Origin of the sequence: Streptomyces sp. TLI_185, from assembly GCF_003814765.1 — a bacterium.
GTDB lineage: Bacteria > Actinomycetota > Actinomycetes > Streptomycetales > Streptomycetaceae > Streptomyces.
In genome coordinates, this window is the sequence record NZ_RKRB01000001.1 from 1759668 (window position 1) to 1774237 (window position 14570).

Genomic DNA, 14570 nt, shown 5'->3' on the forward strand with positions numbered 1-14570 from the left:
CCGTGCGGGGTCCGGTTGCCGCAGCCACGGGGCAAAGTCCCTGGTGGCGTGGATCGGCAGGCTAGTTGGACCGAGTTTCAAGCAAGTTAACCGAGCTGTGATCCTGCACGCTCATCAACGCCCGTAGACCATCCCGCAGGATGTCGCTCGAGGCGGGCCCGAACAGGGCCTGCTGCGCGAGGAAGCCCATTGCGGCGGCCATCATCGTGCGGGCCACGTCGTCGGGCGACACGTCCGACCGCATCATCCCGGCTTCCTGGTACGCCTCGACGATCCGCCCCCAGGTCTCCCGCACCGCGCCGTAGCCCTCGCGGAGGAGGACAGCGAGCTCGTCGTTGCGCAGGGTCTCCGCCCACACCTGGATGACCAGCCCCGCAAAGGCGGGCCGCCCGTCCACGGTCAACGACTCCCTGGTCGCGAGGACGCGGCCGAGCACCGACGACACCAGGAGGTCCGGAGGCGGGGGCGGGCTGCTGGAGGCCTCCTCCTCGAAGCCCTCGTGGACCTGGCCGAGCACTTCCGCGACGATCGCGGCGATCAGCTCCTCCTTGCCGCTGAAGTAGCGGTAGACGGCACCCGCGGAGAGGTCGACCTCCTTCAGCACGTCCTGCATGGACGTGGCGTGGAAACCGTTGCGTGCGAAGCACAGGGCGGCGCCGTCGAGGATCTGCCGGCGTCGGGCGTCGAGGTGTTCCTGGGATACACGGGCCATGACCCCAAAGTAAAACGAACGTTCCTTCTTGACAAGCCACGGCGACGGCGGGACCGTGAGGGCACACCCAAAACGAACGATCCTTCTTTTTGTGCGACTCCCTGTCGCACCCCGCCGCTTCCGTCAATCCCGAGAGGAACGTCATGTCCGCCGCATCCGCTACCCCCACGAGGGCACACCGCCGCCGTCTGGTCGCGGTCGTCGTCCTCGTCCCGCTGCTCGCCGCCCTGGCACTGTGGGCCTTCGCCTGGCCCGCCGCCCGCACCGCGCCCCGCGACCTGCCGCTCGGCGTGGCCGGTCCCACGGCCGCGACGGCCCAGGTGGAGAGGAAGCTGGAGCAGAAGCAGGGCGCGTTCGAGATCCACCGCTACGCCGACGAGGCCGCGGCGCGGGAGGCCATCGAGGACCGGACCGTATACGGCGCGGTCGTCGTGACACCCCAAGGCCCTGAGCTGCTGACCGCGTCGGCCGCAGGCCCGACGGTCGCACAGCTGCTGCAGCAGGCGGTGGCCCGGCAGGCCTCCGCCGAGGGCAGGCAGATCCGTACGGTCGACGTCGTGGCGACGCCGGAGAACGACCCTCGCGGCGCAGCCCTGAACGCCGGCGTGCTGCCACTGGCCCTGGCCGGGATCGCTGCGGGCTCGGTGGTGACCATGGCCGGACTGCGCGGCCTGCGCGCCGTGGCCGCGCTGATCGGGGCCGCCGCACTGGTCGGCGCGGCCGGGGCCGGCATCGCGCACAGCTGGCTCGGGGTGCTCACCGGCAACTGGTGGGCGGAGGCCGGAGTGCTGGGCCTTGCGACCCTGGCCGTGAGCGCCGCGGTCGCCGGACTCGGTGCCCTGTTCGGCCAGGCCGGCATCGGGATCGCCGCGGGCGCCGTGATGCTGCTCGGCAATCCCTTCTCGGGTGCACCCTCGGCCCCGCAGATGCTGCCCGAGCCGGTCGGCAGGATCGGCCAGTGGCTGCCGCCGGGCGCGGGGACGACCCTGCTCCGCTCGGTGTCGTTCTTCGACGGCGCGGCGGCGACCGGCCCCGCCCTGACGCTCGCCTGGTGGGCCTCGCTGGGCCTGGGCGCCGTACTGCTCGGCCATGCACTCAGGGCGCGGGCGAAGGCCACCGAGCCCGCCGCCGAGCGGAACCTCGCCCCTGTCGGCTGACCATCCGTCGCACCGAGCCGACCGTGCACCCCCGCTGTAGCGGACGGGGGTGCACGGTCTCTGCGTTTCTACGAGGCGCCGGTCCCCCGATGGTGCGCCGCGATGCCGAAGCGCTGTTGTTCGCGGGGAGCGGACGCCACCTCGCGGACGGTGGAGACCGAGCTGATCACCTGCTCCTCGGCGGGCTCCGGGAGCTCCTGGAGCTCCTCCAGCCGTTCCAGGTCAGCGGCGGAGACCAGGGCGACGAGGGGCTTTCCGTGCCGTGTCACGACGACGCGCTCACCGCCGTACACCACCCGGTTGATCAGGTCGGCGAGCTCAGCCCTGGCTTGCGTCACCGGAATCTCGTAGGCCATACCCCCATCATAACGTCATGTACGTCCTGTACATTTTTTACAGACGCCGAAGGAGGGGTACCGATGACCCGACCGTCCGCCCGTTACGTCCTGCCCGAGTTCACCGAGCGCACCAGCTCCGGTACCAAGACGATGGATCCTTACTCCAAGCTGCTGGAGGAGCGGATCGTCTTTCTCGGGACGCCGATCGACGACACCTCGGCGAACGATGTGATGGCCCAGTTCATGCACCTCGAGTACCAGGCACCGGACCAGGACATCTCGCTCTACATCAACTCCCCCGGCGGCTCGTTCACCGCCATGTCGGCGATCTACGACACGATGCAGTACGTCGGATGCGACGTGGAGACGATCTGCCTGGGGCAGGCCGGCTCGTCCGCCGCGGTGCTGCTCGGAGCGGGCACTCCGGGCAAGCGGTTCGCGCTGCCGGGCGCGCGCATGGTGGTCCATCAGCCACTCCTGGCCGAGCCCATCGAGGGACAGACCAGCGATCTGGCCATCCAGGCCGAGGAGTTGGGCCGGTTGCGGACCCGGCTGGAGGAGATGCTCGTACGGCACACGGGACGCAGCCCGGAGCAGGTCAGCGCGGACATCGAACGGGACAAGATCCTCAACGCCCAAGAGGCCGTGGAGTACGGCCTGGTGGACCGGATCATCCCCAGCCGCAAGGCCACCCTCGCCCCGCCCACCGGGCGGTGAGCGACCGGTGCTCCCACCCGAACTTCCGCCGCTGCCCGCCCTCACCCGCGCCGAGGGCGAGTTGATCGACCGTTACCTCGACGTGGTCGACCTGCTCGGCCGCATCAACCCGGCACACCACGGCGACACGTATCGCGGGCTGCGGGCCGCGCAGGCACTGGTGAGCAAGGCGGCCCAGCTGCGCGACGCCCTGGCGCTGATGCACCAGCGGGGCGAGACCGAACTGCACGCCCCGACGCTGGAGCGTGCCCTGCGGGTGCTGGACGGGGAGCGGCGCACCGCCCGGGTCACGGTGCCCCCGCAATCCCGCAGTTGACGCATGTACGACCGGTCCGGGCCTTGCGCCCTGTCGGCGGAGTGTCCGGACCGGAGCTCAAACGGACCAAATGAGGTACCCCCTTTCGGCGTAGTCGCGGCTCCTTTTTCGCGACCGTCAGGGTTGCGCAACGCGCCTGCCCCGAGGGCGGAATGTGGTGCTCCGGTGCTGGTCCGAGCCTCCTCGGGGGCCTCAACACTCCCTCGAACACAGGGGTGTCCACCCGAACGGGTGAGTGGTGAGTAACGACACAAACCCCCGGTTCCATTGGGATTTTCGGACTTGTATGGGTGAAGATCCCTGTCTGACGACAAGCCCCCGCCGCAGCGGCGGGGCGATCCGGGTGGACGCCGAGTCCTGCCGCCGCCCGGATGACCGGTCGACAGGAGTGGATCGGCAGGAGTGGAGGACCCAAGCAAGACGGGTCGCCGGAACGGTCACGCCATGACCGGGTCGAGCAGCCCTTGGGGTGAAGCCGCAGCAGCGGCCGGGCAACTTCGCCAGCCCGAATCCGACAGGTCATCCTTCACAGGCGGCTGACGAAGGGTTGCGCATGACTGCGCTCAATCGTGTCCCGTCGCTGATGGTCCGGGCCGGTACGGCCTCGGCTCTCACCATCGCCGCAGTGGGCGGCTCCATCGTGGTCCCGGGTGTCGCCTCCGACGCCGCGGCAGCCACCTCGGCGACGAAGGCGCTCCAAATCGCGGCTTCCAAAAAGGGTTCCCCGTACAAGTGGGGCGCCGCCGGACCGCGTCGGTTCGACTGCTCAGGGCTCACGCTGTACTCGTTCAAGAAGGCGGGCAAGACGCTGCCCCGTACGGCGGCCCAGCAGTACAACAAGACCCGGCACATCTCCGCGAAGAGCCGGAAGGCCGGAGACCTTGTGTTCTTCCACTCGGGATCCAACGTCTACCACGTGGGCATCTACGCAGGGAAGGGGAAGATCTGGCACGCCCCGAAGACCGGGGACGTCGTGAAGCTGCAGAAGATCTGGACCAGGAGCGTCTGGTACGGCCGGGTCAGCTGACTCTCCCGCGGGGGCGACGGCAACCTGACACGCCGTCGCCCCCGCGGGGCCTTACACGGCATCAGAGCGCCCCACAGGGGCGCTGGGCTGTTACATCAGCGGCTCCGCCACGCGGGCGCGACCAGCCACGATGGTGCCGCAGAGATCGACGGCACATTGTCCCCCAGCGCGGGCGCTGTTGCGCGGCCCGTTGGGCCGGACGCGGCACAGTTGAGCGACTACGGCTCCTGCTGCCCCGCCGCCGTCACCGGCTGGACCGGTACCGTCCAGGGAAGTTCGATGGTGACCGTCTTGCCGCCCTCGCGGGTCGGGCGGACATGCATTCGGCCACCGCATTCGGCAGCGAGCCAGCGGATGATCACCATGCCGCGGCCGTTGTCCTGCTGCACGGCTGCGGGCAGACGCTTCGGGAAGCGCGGATGGCTGTCGGTGACACCGATGCGGAGTTGCTCGTCACGGTGGAGTTCGATGTCCACCGTGAAGGTGGGTGACTGACCGAAGGTGTGCTGTACGGCGTTGGTGGCGAGTTCGGAGACGATGAGGCGGACGGTCTCGGCGGCTTCCGTGTCCGCCGGCAGCCCCCACTCCGCCAGCGTGCTGACCACGAAGCCGCGGGCCGCGGAGACCGAGGCGGGATCGCTCGGCAGAGTGACGGATGCTTCCAAATGGTCTGCCATGGCGCGGTCGTCCCTTTCCCACGGGACCGGAGTCCGACACGGAGCGGATGGTTCGAGTACGGTCCCGGACTGGTGCTTCGTCGCCAGACTGCCATTACCGCGCCCGTCACGGGTGGCGATCCACCAAGATATGCATATATCTGTCGCTCAAAGCGGTGAACTCTGCGACGGGAGACCGTATTTGGGTGGCACGGAAGGAGTAAGGAGAAGCGCATGCAACACGGTCCCGCGGTGCGCCGCCGGAAGCTGGGCGCCGAACTGCGTGCGTTACGCACGAGCGCGGGGCTCACCAGTGGTGAGGCCGCCCGGCTCGTGGGCTGGCACCAGTCGAAGGTGAGCCGGATCGAGACCGGTGCCAGCGGGGTGAAACCGGCCGATGTGCGGTTACTCCTGGACGCCTACGCCGTGGCGGACGCCCAACTCCGTGAGTTGCTGCTGGTGTTGGCGGGCTCCGACGAGGGAGGCGGCCGGCATCACTGGTGGCACGCCTATCGCGGGGTACTGCCGCCGACCTACCGCGATTTCATCAGTCTGGAGTCCCAGGCGAGCGCGATGAGCACGCTGGAGACGTCGGTCGTACCCGGCCTTCTGCAGACGCCCGCATACGCACGCGCGGTGACCCGGGCAGCGGTCGGCGGGCTGGACGACGAAAAGCTCGACGCCCTGGTCGAGGTACGGCTGGCCAGGCAGGACGTGCTGCGTTCGGATCCGCCGCTGGAGCTGAGCGCGGTACTGGACGAGGCGGTGCTGCGCCGGGAGATCGGCGGCCCCGACGTCATGGAGCAGCAGCTCGAGCGGCTCCTGGAGGCGGCACGGCTGCCTCAAGTGCGGCTTCAGGTACTGCCGTTCGCTGCCGGGGCGCATGTCGGCGTCACCGGACCTTTCGTAATCTTCTCATTTTCGAGCACTTCTGATCTGGACGTGGTTGTTCTCGACCACTTGACGAGTAGCCTCTACCTCGAACGGAAAGAAGACCTCCGGGCCTACACCGAGGCCTTCAACGCCCTTCAGTTCCACGCCCTTTCGCCCGAGGAATCGTTGGACTACATCGCCGGGATAGGTGACGGCGCGTAAGGAGGCACCATGTCCGTACTGCCTCGGAACGTACCTTCCAGTACCGAGCTGCCCGACGTGCAGTGGTTGCGCAGCAGCTACAGCACGGGCGCGAACAACTGCGTCGAGACGGCACGGCCGCGCTCCGGCCCCTGGGCCGGGCTGCTCGCCGTGCGCGACTCCAAGGACCCGGCCGGGCCCGCCCTGCTCCTCTCCCCCGAGAGCTGGACGGACTTCACGGCCGCATACAAGTCCTGATCAGTCCCGCTCGACCCTGGTCAGTTCCGATCAGTTCCGCATCGTGCGGCACACGGCCGTGTCACGCCGACTCATGGTCGCGTCTCGCCGATCACACGTACAGCGCGTTCGATCTGCGCCTCGGAGAGGTCCGCGCGGGCGGTCAGCCGGAGCCTTGAGATGCCGTCGGGCACGGAAGGAGGACGGAAGCAGCCCACGGCGAGGCCTGCCGTACGGCAGTCGGCCGCCCATTGCACGGCCCCCTCCGGGGACGGCGCGCGCACGGAGACGACCGCGGCGTCCGGGCGTACCGCCTCGTGACCCGCGGCGGTCAGGCGTGCGTGCAGTTCGGCGGCGACCGCACGCGCGCGTGCCGCACGGTCCGGCTCGCGGCGCAGCAGTCGTAGCGCCGCCAGGGCCGCGCCCGCCGCGGCGGGGGCGAGGCCCGTGTCGAAGATGAAGGTGCGGGCCGCGTTGACGAGGTGGTCGATGACCCGGGCGGGGCCGAGGACGACGCCGCCCTGGCTGCCGAACGACTTGGACAGCGTGGCGGTCACGACCACGTCGTCGGCGCCCGCGAGGCCCGCCGCGTACGGGGCGCCGCGGCCGCCGTCACCGAGGACGCCGAGCCCGTGGGCGTCGTCGACCAGCAGGCCCGCGCCGTGCTCCCGGCAGGCGGCGGCCAGTTCGGCCAGCGGGGCGGCGTCGCCGTCGACCGAGAAGACCGTGTCGGAGACGACGACCGCGGTGGCCGCGCCGTCCTCGTGTGTCTGCAGCGCCTTGCGCACCGCCTCCGGGTCGGAGTGCGGCACGACCTGCGTGGTGCCGCGGGCCAGCCGGCAGCCGTCGATGAGCGAGGCGTGGTTGCCCGCGTCGGAGACGATCAGCGAGCCGTGCGGGGCCAGCGCGGTGACCGCCGCGAGGTTGGCCGCGTAGCCGGAGGAGAAGACGAGTGCCGCCTCGAACCCGCAGAACCCGGCCAGCTCGCGCTCCAGCTCGGTGTGGAGTTCCGTCGTACCGGTGACGAGCCGCGAACCGGTCGAGCCGCCGCCCCAGGTCCGCGCGGCCACCGCCGCGCCCTCGGCGACGGCCGGATGGTGGGCCAGCCCCAGGTAGTCGTTGCTCGCGAGGTCCAGCAGCGGGGAGTCGGCCGGGCGCGGGCGCAGGGTCCGTACGAGTCCGGCGCGGCGGCGCAGCTCCGCCTGTTCGTCGATCCAGCCGAACGCCATGGCTCCTCCGGGGCTTTTGTAGGCAGTGGACAGACACTAGCCGGAGGGGCCGCACCCCATGGTGTGGCAATACACACACGACGAAGTGCCCCTGTTGTTCATTCTCTCCTTGGCCGCGAGCGCCTCCGTAGGACAGGATCGGCTCTCATGGACCTGCTGAACACGCTGGTGGACAAGGGGCTTCGGCGCGAGCTGCCGACCCGCGAGGAAGCTCTGGCCGTCCTGGCCACTTCCGACGACGACGTGCTGGACGTGGTGGCCGCGGCCGGAAAGGTGCGCCGGCACTGGTTCGGCCGACGGGTGAAACTCAACTACCTCGTCAACTTGAAGTCCGGACTGTGTCCGGAGGACTGCTCGTACTGCTCCCAGCGGCTCGGCTCCAAGGCCGACATCCTGAAGTACACCTGGATCAAGCCGGACGAGGCCTCGCAGGCCGCGGCGGCCGGTCTGGCGGGTGGCGCCAAACGGGTGTGCCTGGTGGCGTCCGGGCGCGGGCCGACCGACCGGGACGTGGACCGGGTCGCCGGCACCATCAAGGCGATCAAGGAGCAGAACGAGGGCGTCGAGGTGTGCGCCTGTCTCGGTCTGCTCTCCGACGGCCAGGCGGAGCGGCTGCGTGAGGCGGGTGCGGACGCCTACAACCACAACCTGAACACGTCCGAGGCGACGTACGGGGACATCACGACCACGCACACGTACGCCGACCGGGTGGACACCGTGACCAAGGCGCACGCGGCCGGTCTGTCCGCCTGCTCCGGTCTGATCGCGGGCATGGGCGAGAGCGACGAGGACCTGGTGGACGTGGTCTTCTCGCTGCGCGAGCTGGACCCGGACTCGGTGCCGGTGAACTTCCTGATCCCGATGGAGGGCACCCCGCTCGCCAAGGAGTGGCACCTCACCCCGCAGCGCTGCCTGCGGATCCTGGCGATGGTGCGGTTCGTGTGCCCGGACGTCGAGGTGCGCATCGCCGGCGGCCGCGAGGTCCACCTGCGCACCATGCAGCCGCTGGCCCTGAACCTGGCCAACTCGATCTTCCTCGGCGACTACCTCACCAGCGAGGGCCAGGCCGGCAAGGCCGACCTGGAGATGATCGCGGACGCCGGCTTCGAGGTGGAGGGCGCCGGCGAGGTGACGCTGCCGGAGCACCGGGCCGCGTCGGGCGGGGGCTGTGGTTCGCACGCCGGGGCCGGCTGCGGGGCCCACCAGGACGGCGGGTGCGGGTCGCACGAGGACGGCGGTGTCTGCGGTACGGCTGCCCCGGCGGCCTCGGCCGAGCCCCGCACCGACCTGGTCGCCATGCGCCACCGCGGTGTCGGAACGGATCTCGCGCCCAATGCCTGACCTGCCCGTGTCCGAGCTGCTGGAGCTCGACCGGCGGCACGTCTGGCATCCGTACGGGCCCATGCCCGGCCGCGTCGACCCGCTCGTCGTCGAGTCGGCGAGCGGGGTGCGGCTGCGGCTGGCGGACGGCTCGGGCGAGCTGGTCGACGGCATGTCGTCCTGGTGGTCGGCCATCCACGGCTACAACCACCCGGTGCTCAACGAGGCCGCGCGCGAGCAGCTCGGCCGGATGAGCCATGTGATGTTCGGCGGGCTCACCCACGAGCCCGCCGTCCGGCTCGCAAAGCACCTTGTCGACATGTCGCCCGACGGTCTGGAACATGTCTTCCTCGCCGACTCCGGTTCGGTGTCGGTCGAGGTCGCGGCCAAGATGTGCCTGCAGTACTGGCGTTCCCTCGGCCGGGGCGGCAAGCAGCGGCTGCTGACGTGGCGCGGCGGCTATCACGGCGACACCTGGCAGCCCATGTCGGTGTGCGACCCCGAGGGCGGGATGCACGAACTGTGGAGCGGGGTACTGCCGCGCCAGGTGTTCGTGGACGCGCCCCCGGCCGAGTACGAGGAGTCGTACGCGGAGCAGCTGCGCTCGGCGATCGAGCGGCACGCCGACGAACTGGCCGCGGTGATCGTCGAGCCGGTGGTGCAGGGCGCGGGCGGGATGCGCTTCCACTCCCCCGCGTATCTGCGGGTGCTGCGCGAGGCGTGCGACGCGCATGACGTGCTGCTGGTGTTCGACGAGATCGCGACCGGCTTCGGCCGCACGGGCGCCCTGTTCGCGGCCGATCACGCGGCCGTGACGCCGGACGTGATGTGTGTGGGCAAGGCGCTGACCGGTGGCTATATGACGATGGCGGCGACGCTGTGCACGTCCCGCGTCGCCGACGGCATCTCGCAGGGCGAGGTGCCGGTCCTGGCCCACGGCCCGACCTTCATGGGCAATCCCCTGGCCGCGTCCGTCGCCTGCGCCTCGATCGAGCTGCTGCTCGGCCAGGACTGGCTCGGCGAGGTCAAGAGGATCGAGACGGGGCTGCGGGAGGGGCTGGCGCCGGCCCTCGAGCTCCCGGGCGTGCAGGACGTGCGGGTCCTCGGCGCCATCGGAGTCGTGCAGCTGGACCACGCCGTCGACATGAAGGCGGCGACGGATGCGGCCGTGCGCGAGGGCGTGTGGCTGCGGCCGTTCCGCGACCTGATCTACACGATGCCGCCGTACGTCACCGGGGACGCCGACGTGGCAAGGATCGCGCGCGCGGTGTGCGCGGCGGCGGGAGGAAGCTGAGCATGACGATCCTGGTGATCACGGGTACCGGCACGGAGGTCGGCAAGACGGTCACGACCGCCGCGGTCGCCGCCTGTGCCCTCGCGGCGGGCCGGTCGGTGGCCGTGCTGAAGGCCGCGCAGACGGGCGTGGGGCCGGACGAGCCCGGGGACGCCGCCGAGGTCGCCCGGCTCGCGGGTACCGTGACGACGGCCGAACTCGCCCGCTTTCCCGAGCCGTTGGCGCCGGAAACGGCCGCGCGGCGGGCCGGGATGACCCCGGTGCGGCCGCGGGACGTCGCCGAGGCCGCCGCCAAGCTGGCCGCCGAGCACGACCTGGTGCTGGTGGAGGGAGCGGGTGGGCTGCTCGTCCGCTTCGACCCGGCGGGCGGAACGCTGGCGGACGCGGCGGAGCTGTTGAAGGCGCCGGTGCTGGTGGTGGCGTCGGCGGGCCTGGGCACGCTGAACACGACGGAGCTGACGGCGCGTGAACTCCGGTCCCGGCCGCTCGACCTGGCCGGGATCGTGATCGGCAGCTGGCCCGGTTCCCCCGACCTCGCCTCCCGTTGCAACGTGGCGGACCTGCCGGAGGTGGCCGGCGCACCGCTGCTGGGCGCGCTGCCAGCCGGAGCGGCCTCGCTGGCGCCCGCCGACTTCCGTACGACGGCGCCGAGTTGGCTGGCGCCGCGGCTGGAGGGGACGTGGGACGCGGAGGCGTTCCGGGCGCGGGAGGCGCCGTAGGCGCGCAGTCCGGGTGGTTCAGCCGGACTGCCCGTTCGCCTCGACGAGCCGGGCGAGGTTCGCCAGGGCCATGCGCGTGCCGGTCTCGTTGTCGGCGGCCGGCACGGCGTCGGGGATCCCCTCGTGCACGACGAGGACGTCGGTGCCGCCGTTCGCCGCGGTGAGCGTGGTGGTCATCGTCATCGTGCCCCGCAGCGCGGGATCCGCGGTCTCGAATTCGAGCACCTCGACGACCTGCTCGTCCGGTACGAGCTTCGCGAAGTGGCCGTGGTAGGTGTCGGTGTGCGCGGCCGACTTGCCGGTGCCCACCGGTGCGTCGTAGGTGAGCGAGACGCGGAACCGCCCGCCTTCGCGCGCGTCGAATTCATGAACGTGGCTGCTCATGCCGTCCGGCACGCGCCATCGGGCGATCGTGTCCGCGTCCAGCAGAGCCCGGTAGACCGCCGAAGGCGGGGCTTGCACGTGCCGTGAGACCTGCGCCGAGTACATGGAGCCAACGTAGTCGGCGAGGTCTCACGCCGCGATCAGGGCAGCTGCCGCACCTCCCCGGGCCGGCGGCCCGGTACCCGCCGCCTGATCGCCGGTCGCCCGTCCGTGCTGTTGTCGGCCAGTGTCCGGATGAGTGCGTGGTCGGGGGAGAGCCGGCAGGCGGGGTCCGTGCGGGCTGCATTGCCCGTGAGGGCGTACGCCTGGCAGCGGCAGCCACCGAAGTCCTCCTCACGGCGGGAACAGCTGCGGCAGGGGTCGGCCATCCAGTCGGTGCCCCGGTAGCGGCTGAAAGCCGGGGAGCGATCCCAGATCCAGGCCAGCGGATGGTCGCGGATGTTCGGCGGATCCAGGTCCGGCAGCGAGGCCGCGGCCGGGCAGGGCAGGACGGTGCCGTCCGGGGCGACGGTGAGCGAGATCGCTCCCCAGCCGCCCATGCACGGCTTGGCCACACCGTCGAAGTAGTCGGGGACGACCCAGACCAGCTCGGGGCCGTCCGGCGCGAGCCGCTCCCGCCACCGCTCGACGGCGTCCCGTGCCCGGGCGAGCTGGTCGCGCGTGGCGAGCAGGGCGGTGCGGTTGAGCAGACCCCAGCCGTAGAACTGCGCGTTGGCCAGTTCGATGCGGTCCACGCCCCAGGACAGGCCCAGTTCGACGACGGCGTCGACCGCGTCGAGGTTCTCGTGGTGCAGGACGACGTTGAGGCCCAGGGGCAGGCCTGCGGCCCGTACGAGTGCGGCGGCCCGTTCCTTCTCGCCGAACGAACGGCGTCCGGCGATCCGGTCCGAGACACGCGGGTCGGCATGCTGGACGGACAGCTGGACGCTGCGCAGCCCGGCGACGGTGAGCGCGGAGAGCCGCTCCCGGTCCAGGCCCACACCGCTGGTGACCAGCTGGGTGTAGATCCCGGCGGCCTCGGCCGCGGCGACGATCTGCTCCAGGTCCCGGCGCAGCAGCGGCTCACCGCCGGAGAGATGGGTGTGGACCACGCCGAACTCGCCCGCCTGACGCATCACGTCCGTCCACTGCCCGGTGGTCAGTTCGCGTGAACGGCGCGTCAGCTCCAGCGGGTTGGAGCAGTACCCGCAGTGCAGCGGGCAGGCGTGGGTGAGTTCGGCCAGCAGCGCCCAGGGCCGGGCGGGCGCGGGCGCCTCAGGGGCGGGGGCGGTCGGATCGGTGAGGGTCATAGCAACCAGCCCTCCTGACGCAGCCGTTCGAGGAAGGAAGGGACGTCGGTGGCCACAGGGGCGCCCGGGAAGCGTTCGGACAGTTCGTCGACGATGTCGCGCACGCTGCGGGCGCCGTCGCACAGGGCGAAGACCGTACCGGCCCCGCCCTGCAGCACGACGACACGTTCGGGAAGGAGCAGCAGGTCCGTGTCCCGAGTGTGGTCGTGCCGCAGGAGGACGGCGGGTGCCGGCACGGGCCGCCAGTCGGTCACCGACGTCGCGCTCACCCCTGCTCCCGGCGGCCCGCCTGGTCCACGGCGTCCAGCAGCGACCACAGGACATCGCACTTGAAGCGCAGCGCTGCCAGGGCCCGTTCCTGCTCGTCCCGGGTGCGGGCCCAGCCGAGCACCAGGTCGAGTGCCTCGCGGCTGTCGCGCCGGCCCTGGGAGACCCGGGTGCGGAAGTAGGCGAGACCTTGGGGTTCGATCCACCGGTAGTGACGCTGGAAGGCCTCGATGCGGGTGCGCATCAGATCCGGGGCGGACAGTTCGGTCAGCGACGCGGCGACGGCTTCGAGGGACGTGCGCAGCCGGCAGAAGTTGACGTATCCGTCGACCGCCAGCCGCACGCCCGGCAGCACGCCGTCGCCGGCGAGCAGCGTCTCCCGGGGCAGGCCGGCCGCCTCACCGAGCCGCAGCCACCGGTCGAGGCCGCCCTCGCGGTCCGCCTGCCCGTCGTGGTCCTGGATGCGGCGCAGCCACATCCGGCGCAGCACAGGCGTGTCCAGCTTGGCCGTGATCAGGGCGTCCTTGACGGGGATGTGGCGCTGGTAGTGGAAGCGGTTGACGATCCAGCGGCGCAGCTCGTCCTGGCTGAGATCGCCGCTGTGCATACGGAGGTTGAAGGGGTGGCTGTCGTGGTAGCGCTCCTCCCCCACCGCGCGCAGCCGTGCCTCGAACTCCGCGGGTCGCCAGGGTTCCGCGAGCGGGTCGGGTGCCGTGTTCAGTGCTGTCGTGTTCAGTGCCGTCGTATTCAGTGCTGTCGTGCTCATAGGTCGATCACCATCCCGTCGTACGCCACCTCGAGGCCCAGCCGTGCGAGCCGCTTGTGCTGGGGCGCGGCCGGGTCGACGAGGGGGTTGGTGTTGTTGAGGTGGGTGTAGAGGCACCGGGCGGAGAGGCGGGCAAGGCGTTCGGCGGTTCCGTCCGGTCCCTCGATCGGCAGGTGGCCCATGCCGGTGGCGGTGCGTTCGGAGATGCCCGTGCTGCGGGGCTCCTCGTCGTCCCAGAAGGTGCCGTCCACGATGACGCAGTCGGCCTCGGCGGCGGCCTGCTGGAAGCGGTCCGGCCAGGCGGCGAGGGCGGGTGCGTAGAGGGCGGTGGCGCCGGAGGCCGGGTCGTACAGGCGCAGCGCCACGACCCATGCGTCGTCGTCCGGGGCGTCGGCGGCGTACCGCGGGCGCTTGCCCGACACCGGGATACCGCTGATCTGCAGGCCCGACGCGCCGCGGTCCAGAGGTCCGGCGCCGCGCGACGGCAGCTCCCGCCAGGTGAGGGAGGTGTACGGCGCCAGTACGTCGCCGAGGTGCAGGCGGTCCAGGAGCGCGCGCCGGACCGGGGCCGTGGCGATCACCTGGAGGCCGTCGGCCTCGCGCAGCCGTGCGATGCCGAGGGTGTGGTCGAGTTCGGCGTCGGTGAGGACCAGTCCGGCGAGCGGCGTCTGCCGGGAGCCGGGCCCGGGGTGGAGTTCGGCCCGGGCTTCGATCTGGTCGCCGATGTCGGGGGTCGCGTTGACGATGTACCAGCGGCCGTCGTCGGTCCGTACGGCGAGGGAGGCGTGACGGCGGCGTCGGCCCGGGTGGGCGCGCGCCCCGGCGCATCCGGAGCACGCGCAGTTCCACTGGGGGATGCCGCCGCCGGCGGCAGTGCCGAGTACCAGCAGCAGCATGGCGTCGGCTAGCGGGAGCTGAGAGAGTAGGCGGTGACCTCGAGCGCGGTGTCGACGACCTCGTAGCCGGGCGTCTGCCAGGTGGCCCTGTCCGTCTCCTGCGAGGCGCTCTGCTCGACCGGCTTGAGCTGCTCCGTGGCTTCGTTCATGGGTGGTACGTCCTCTCCGGTGG

General features: G+C 71.2%; 19 protein-coding genes and 1 riboswitch. Of the genes, 9 read left to right on the forward strand and 10 right to left on the reverse strand.

What is annotated here, in order from left to right:
- Positions 1 to 61: 61 nt before the first annotated feature.
- Positions 62 to 712: a TetR/AcrR family transcriptional regulator gene (locus EDD92_RS07890; RefSeq protein WP_123963638.1), complete on the reverse strand. Its 651-nt coding sequence runs from the start codon at positions 710 to 712 to the stop codon at positions 62 to 64.
- Between the two features lie 143 nt (positions 713 to 855).
- On the opposite strand from EDD92_RS07890, the gene EDD92_RS07895 reads away from it, so the two are divergent.
- Positions 856 to 1869, forward strand: a complete 1014-nt coding sequence (locus tag EDD92_RS07895) for an ABC transporter permease (protein ID WP_123963639.1) — start codon at positions 856 to 858, stop codon at positions 1867 to 1869.
- A 68-nt stretch (positions 1870 to 1937) separates the two neighbouring features.
- On the opposite strand, the gene EDD92_RS07900 is transcribed toward EDD92_RS07895, so the two are convergent.
- Positions 1938 to 2225 (reverse strand): type II toxin-antitoxin system Phd/YefM family antitoxin, encoded by a 288-nt coding sequence (locus EDD92_RS07900; RefSeq protein WP_123963640.1) that lies wholly within the window; start codon positions 2223 to 2225, stop codon positions 1938 to 1940.
- Positions 2226 to 2288: 63 nt separating this feature from the next.
- On the opposite strand from EDD92_RS07900, the gene EDD92_RS07905 reads away from it, so the two are divergent.
- The 3 genes from EDD92_RS07905 to EDD92_RS07915 all read left to right on the forward strand — a co-directional run bounded on the left by EDD92_RS07905 (position 2289) and on the right by EDD92_RS07915 (position 4267).
- Positions 2289 to 2924, forward strand: coding sequence for an ATP-dependent Clp protease proteolytic subunit (locus EDD92_RS07905; protein WP_123963641.1), 636 nt, complete (start codon positions 2289 to 2291; stop codon positions 2922 to 2924).
- 7 nt (positions 2925 to 2931) lie between these two features.
- Positions 2932 to 3240 carry a hypothetical protein gene (locus EDD92_RS07910; RefSeq protein ID WP_123963642.1) on the forward strand — a complete coding sequence of 103 codons (309 nt, stop codon included), beginning with the start codon at positions 2932 to 2934 and terminating at the stop codon, positions 3238 to 3240.
- A 338-nt stretch (positions 3241 to 3578) separates the two neighbouring features.
- Positions 3579 to 3790: riboswitch (cyclic di-AMP (ydaO/yuaA leader) on the forward strand.
- 3 nt (positions 3791 to 3793) lie between these two features.
- Positions 3794 to 4267 carry a C40 family peptidase gene (locus EDD92_RS07915; protein ID WP_030927945.1) on the forward strand — a complete coding sequence of 158 codons (474 nt, stop codon included), beginning with the start codon at positions 3794 to 3796 and terminating at the stop codon, positions 4265 to 4267.
- Between the two features lie 218 nt (positions 4268 to 4485).
- On the opposite strand, the gene EDD92_RS07920 is transcribed toward EDD92_RS07915, so the two are convergent.
- On the reverse strand, positions 4486 to 4944 hold the full coding sequence (locus tag EDD92_RS07920; RefSeq protein ID WP_123963643.1) for an ATP-binding protein: 459 nt from the start codon (positions 4942 to 4944) through the stop codon (positions 4486 to 4488).
- A gap of 213 nt (positions 4945 to 5157) precedes the next feature.
- Here EDD92_RS07920 and EDD92_RS07925 point away from each other — a divergent pair, with 213 nt between their 5' ends.
- A complete protein-coding gene (locus EDD92_RS07925; RefSeq protein WP_123963644.1) occupies positions 5158 to 6018 on the forward strand; it encodes a helix-turn-helix transcriptional regulator in 861 nt (286 codons plus the stop codon).
- Between the two features lie 9 nt (positions 6019 to 6027).
- Complete coding sequence (locus EDD92_RS07930; RefSeq protein WP_123963645.1) at positions 6028 to 6255, forward strand: DUF397 domain-containing protein; 228 nt, start codon at positions 6028 to 6030, stop codon at positions 6253 to 6255.
- A 71-nt stretch (positions 6256 to 6326) separates the two neighbouring features.
- Here EDD92_RS07930 and EDD92_RS07935 read toward each other — a convergent pair whose 3' ends face one another.
- Positions 6327 to 7463 (reverse strand): 8-amino-7-oxononanoate synthase, encoded by a 1137-nt coding sequence (locus EDD92_RS07935; protein ID WP_123963646.1) that lies wholly within the window; start codon positions 7461 to 7463, stop codon positions 6327 to 6329.
- Between the two features lie 147 nt (positions 7464 to 7610).
- Here EDD92_RS07935 and bioB point away from each other — a divergent pair, with 147 nt between their 5' ends.
- The 3 genes from bioB to bioD are packed head-to-tail and all read left to right on the forward strand — an operon-like array spanning position 7611 to position 10796.
- Positions 7611 to 8804 carry a biotin synthase BioB gene (bioB, locus tag EDD92_RS07940; protein ID WP_123963647.1) on the forward strand — a complete coding sequence of 398 codons (1194 nt, stop codon included), beginning with the start codon at positions 7611 to 7613 and terminating at the stop codon, positions 8802 to 8804.
- Positions 8797 to 10077: an adenosylmethionine--8-amino-7-oxononanoate transaminase gene (locus EDD92_RS07945; protein ID WP_123963648.1), complete on the forward strand. Its 1281-nt coding sequence runs from the start codon at positions 8797 to 8799 to the stop codon at positions 10075 to 10077. Before bioB ends, EDD92_RS07945 begins: the two co-directional genes overlap by 8 nt.
- A 2-nt stretch (positions 10078 to 10079) precedes the next feature.
- Positions 10080 to 10796 (forward strand): dethiobiotin synthase, encoded by a 717-nt coding sequence (gene bioD, locus EDD92_RS07950; RefSeq protein ID WP_123963649.1) that lies wholly within the window; start codon positions 10080 to 10082, stop codon positions 10794 to 10796.
- 18 nt (positions 10797 to 10814) lie between these two features.
- On the opposite strand, the gene EDD92_RS07955 is transcribed toward bioD, so the two are convergent.
- Genes EDD92_RS07955 through pqqA form a run of 6 tightly spaced genes read right to left on the reverse strand, consistent with a single transcriptional unit; the run spans position 10815 to position 14547 of the window.
- Positions 10815 to 11285, reverse strand: coding sequence for an SRPBCC domain-containing protein (locus EDD92_RS07955; protein WP_123963650.1), 471 nt, complete (start codon positions 11283 to 11285; stop codon positions 10815 to 10817).
- Between the two features lie 35 nt (positions 11286 to 11320).
- A complete protein-coding gene (gene pqqE / locus EDD92_RS07960; RefSeq protein WP_123963651.1) occupies positions 11321 to 12469 on the reverse strand; it encodes a pyrroloquinoline quinone biosynthesis protein PqqE in 1149 nt (382 codons plus the stop codon).
- Complete coding sequence (pqqD, locus tag EDD92_RS07965) at positions 12466 to 12738, reverse strand: pyrroloquinoline quinone biosynthesis peptide chaperone PqqD (protein ID WP_123963652.1); 273 nt, start codon at positions 12736 to 12738, stop codon at positions 12466 to 12468. Before pqqD ends, pqqE begins: the two co-directional genes overlap by 4 nt.
- Positions 12735 to 13502: a pyrroloquinoline-quinone synthase PqqC gene (gene pqqC / locus EDD92_RS07970; RefSeq protein WP_123963653.1), complete on the reverse strand. Its 768-nt coding sequence runs from the start codon at positions 13500 to 13502 to the stop codon at positions 12735 to 12737. The genes pqqD and pqqC overlap by 4 nt, the downstream gene beginning before the upstream one ends.
- Positions 13499 to 14398, reverse strand: a complete 900-nt coding sequence (pqqB, locus tag EDD92_RS07975) for a pyrroloquinoline quinone biosynthesis protein PqqB (protein ID WP_123963654.1) — start codon at positions 14396 to 14398, stop codon at positions 13499 to 13501. The genes pqqC and pqqB overlap by 4 nt, the downstream gene beginning before the upstream one ends.
- Before the next feature lie 8 nt (positions 14399 to 14406).
- Positions 14407 to 14547, reverse strand: coding sequence for a pyrroloquinoline quinone precursor peptide PqqA (gene pqqA, locus EDD92_RS07980; RefSeq protein WP_123963655.1), 141 nt, complete (start codon positions 14545 to 14547; stop codon positions 14407 to 14409).
- Between the last annotated feature and the right edge of the window lie 23 nt (positions 14548 to 14570).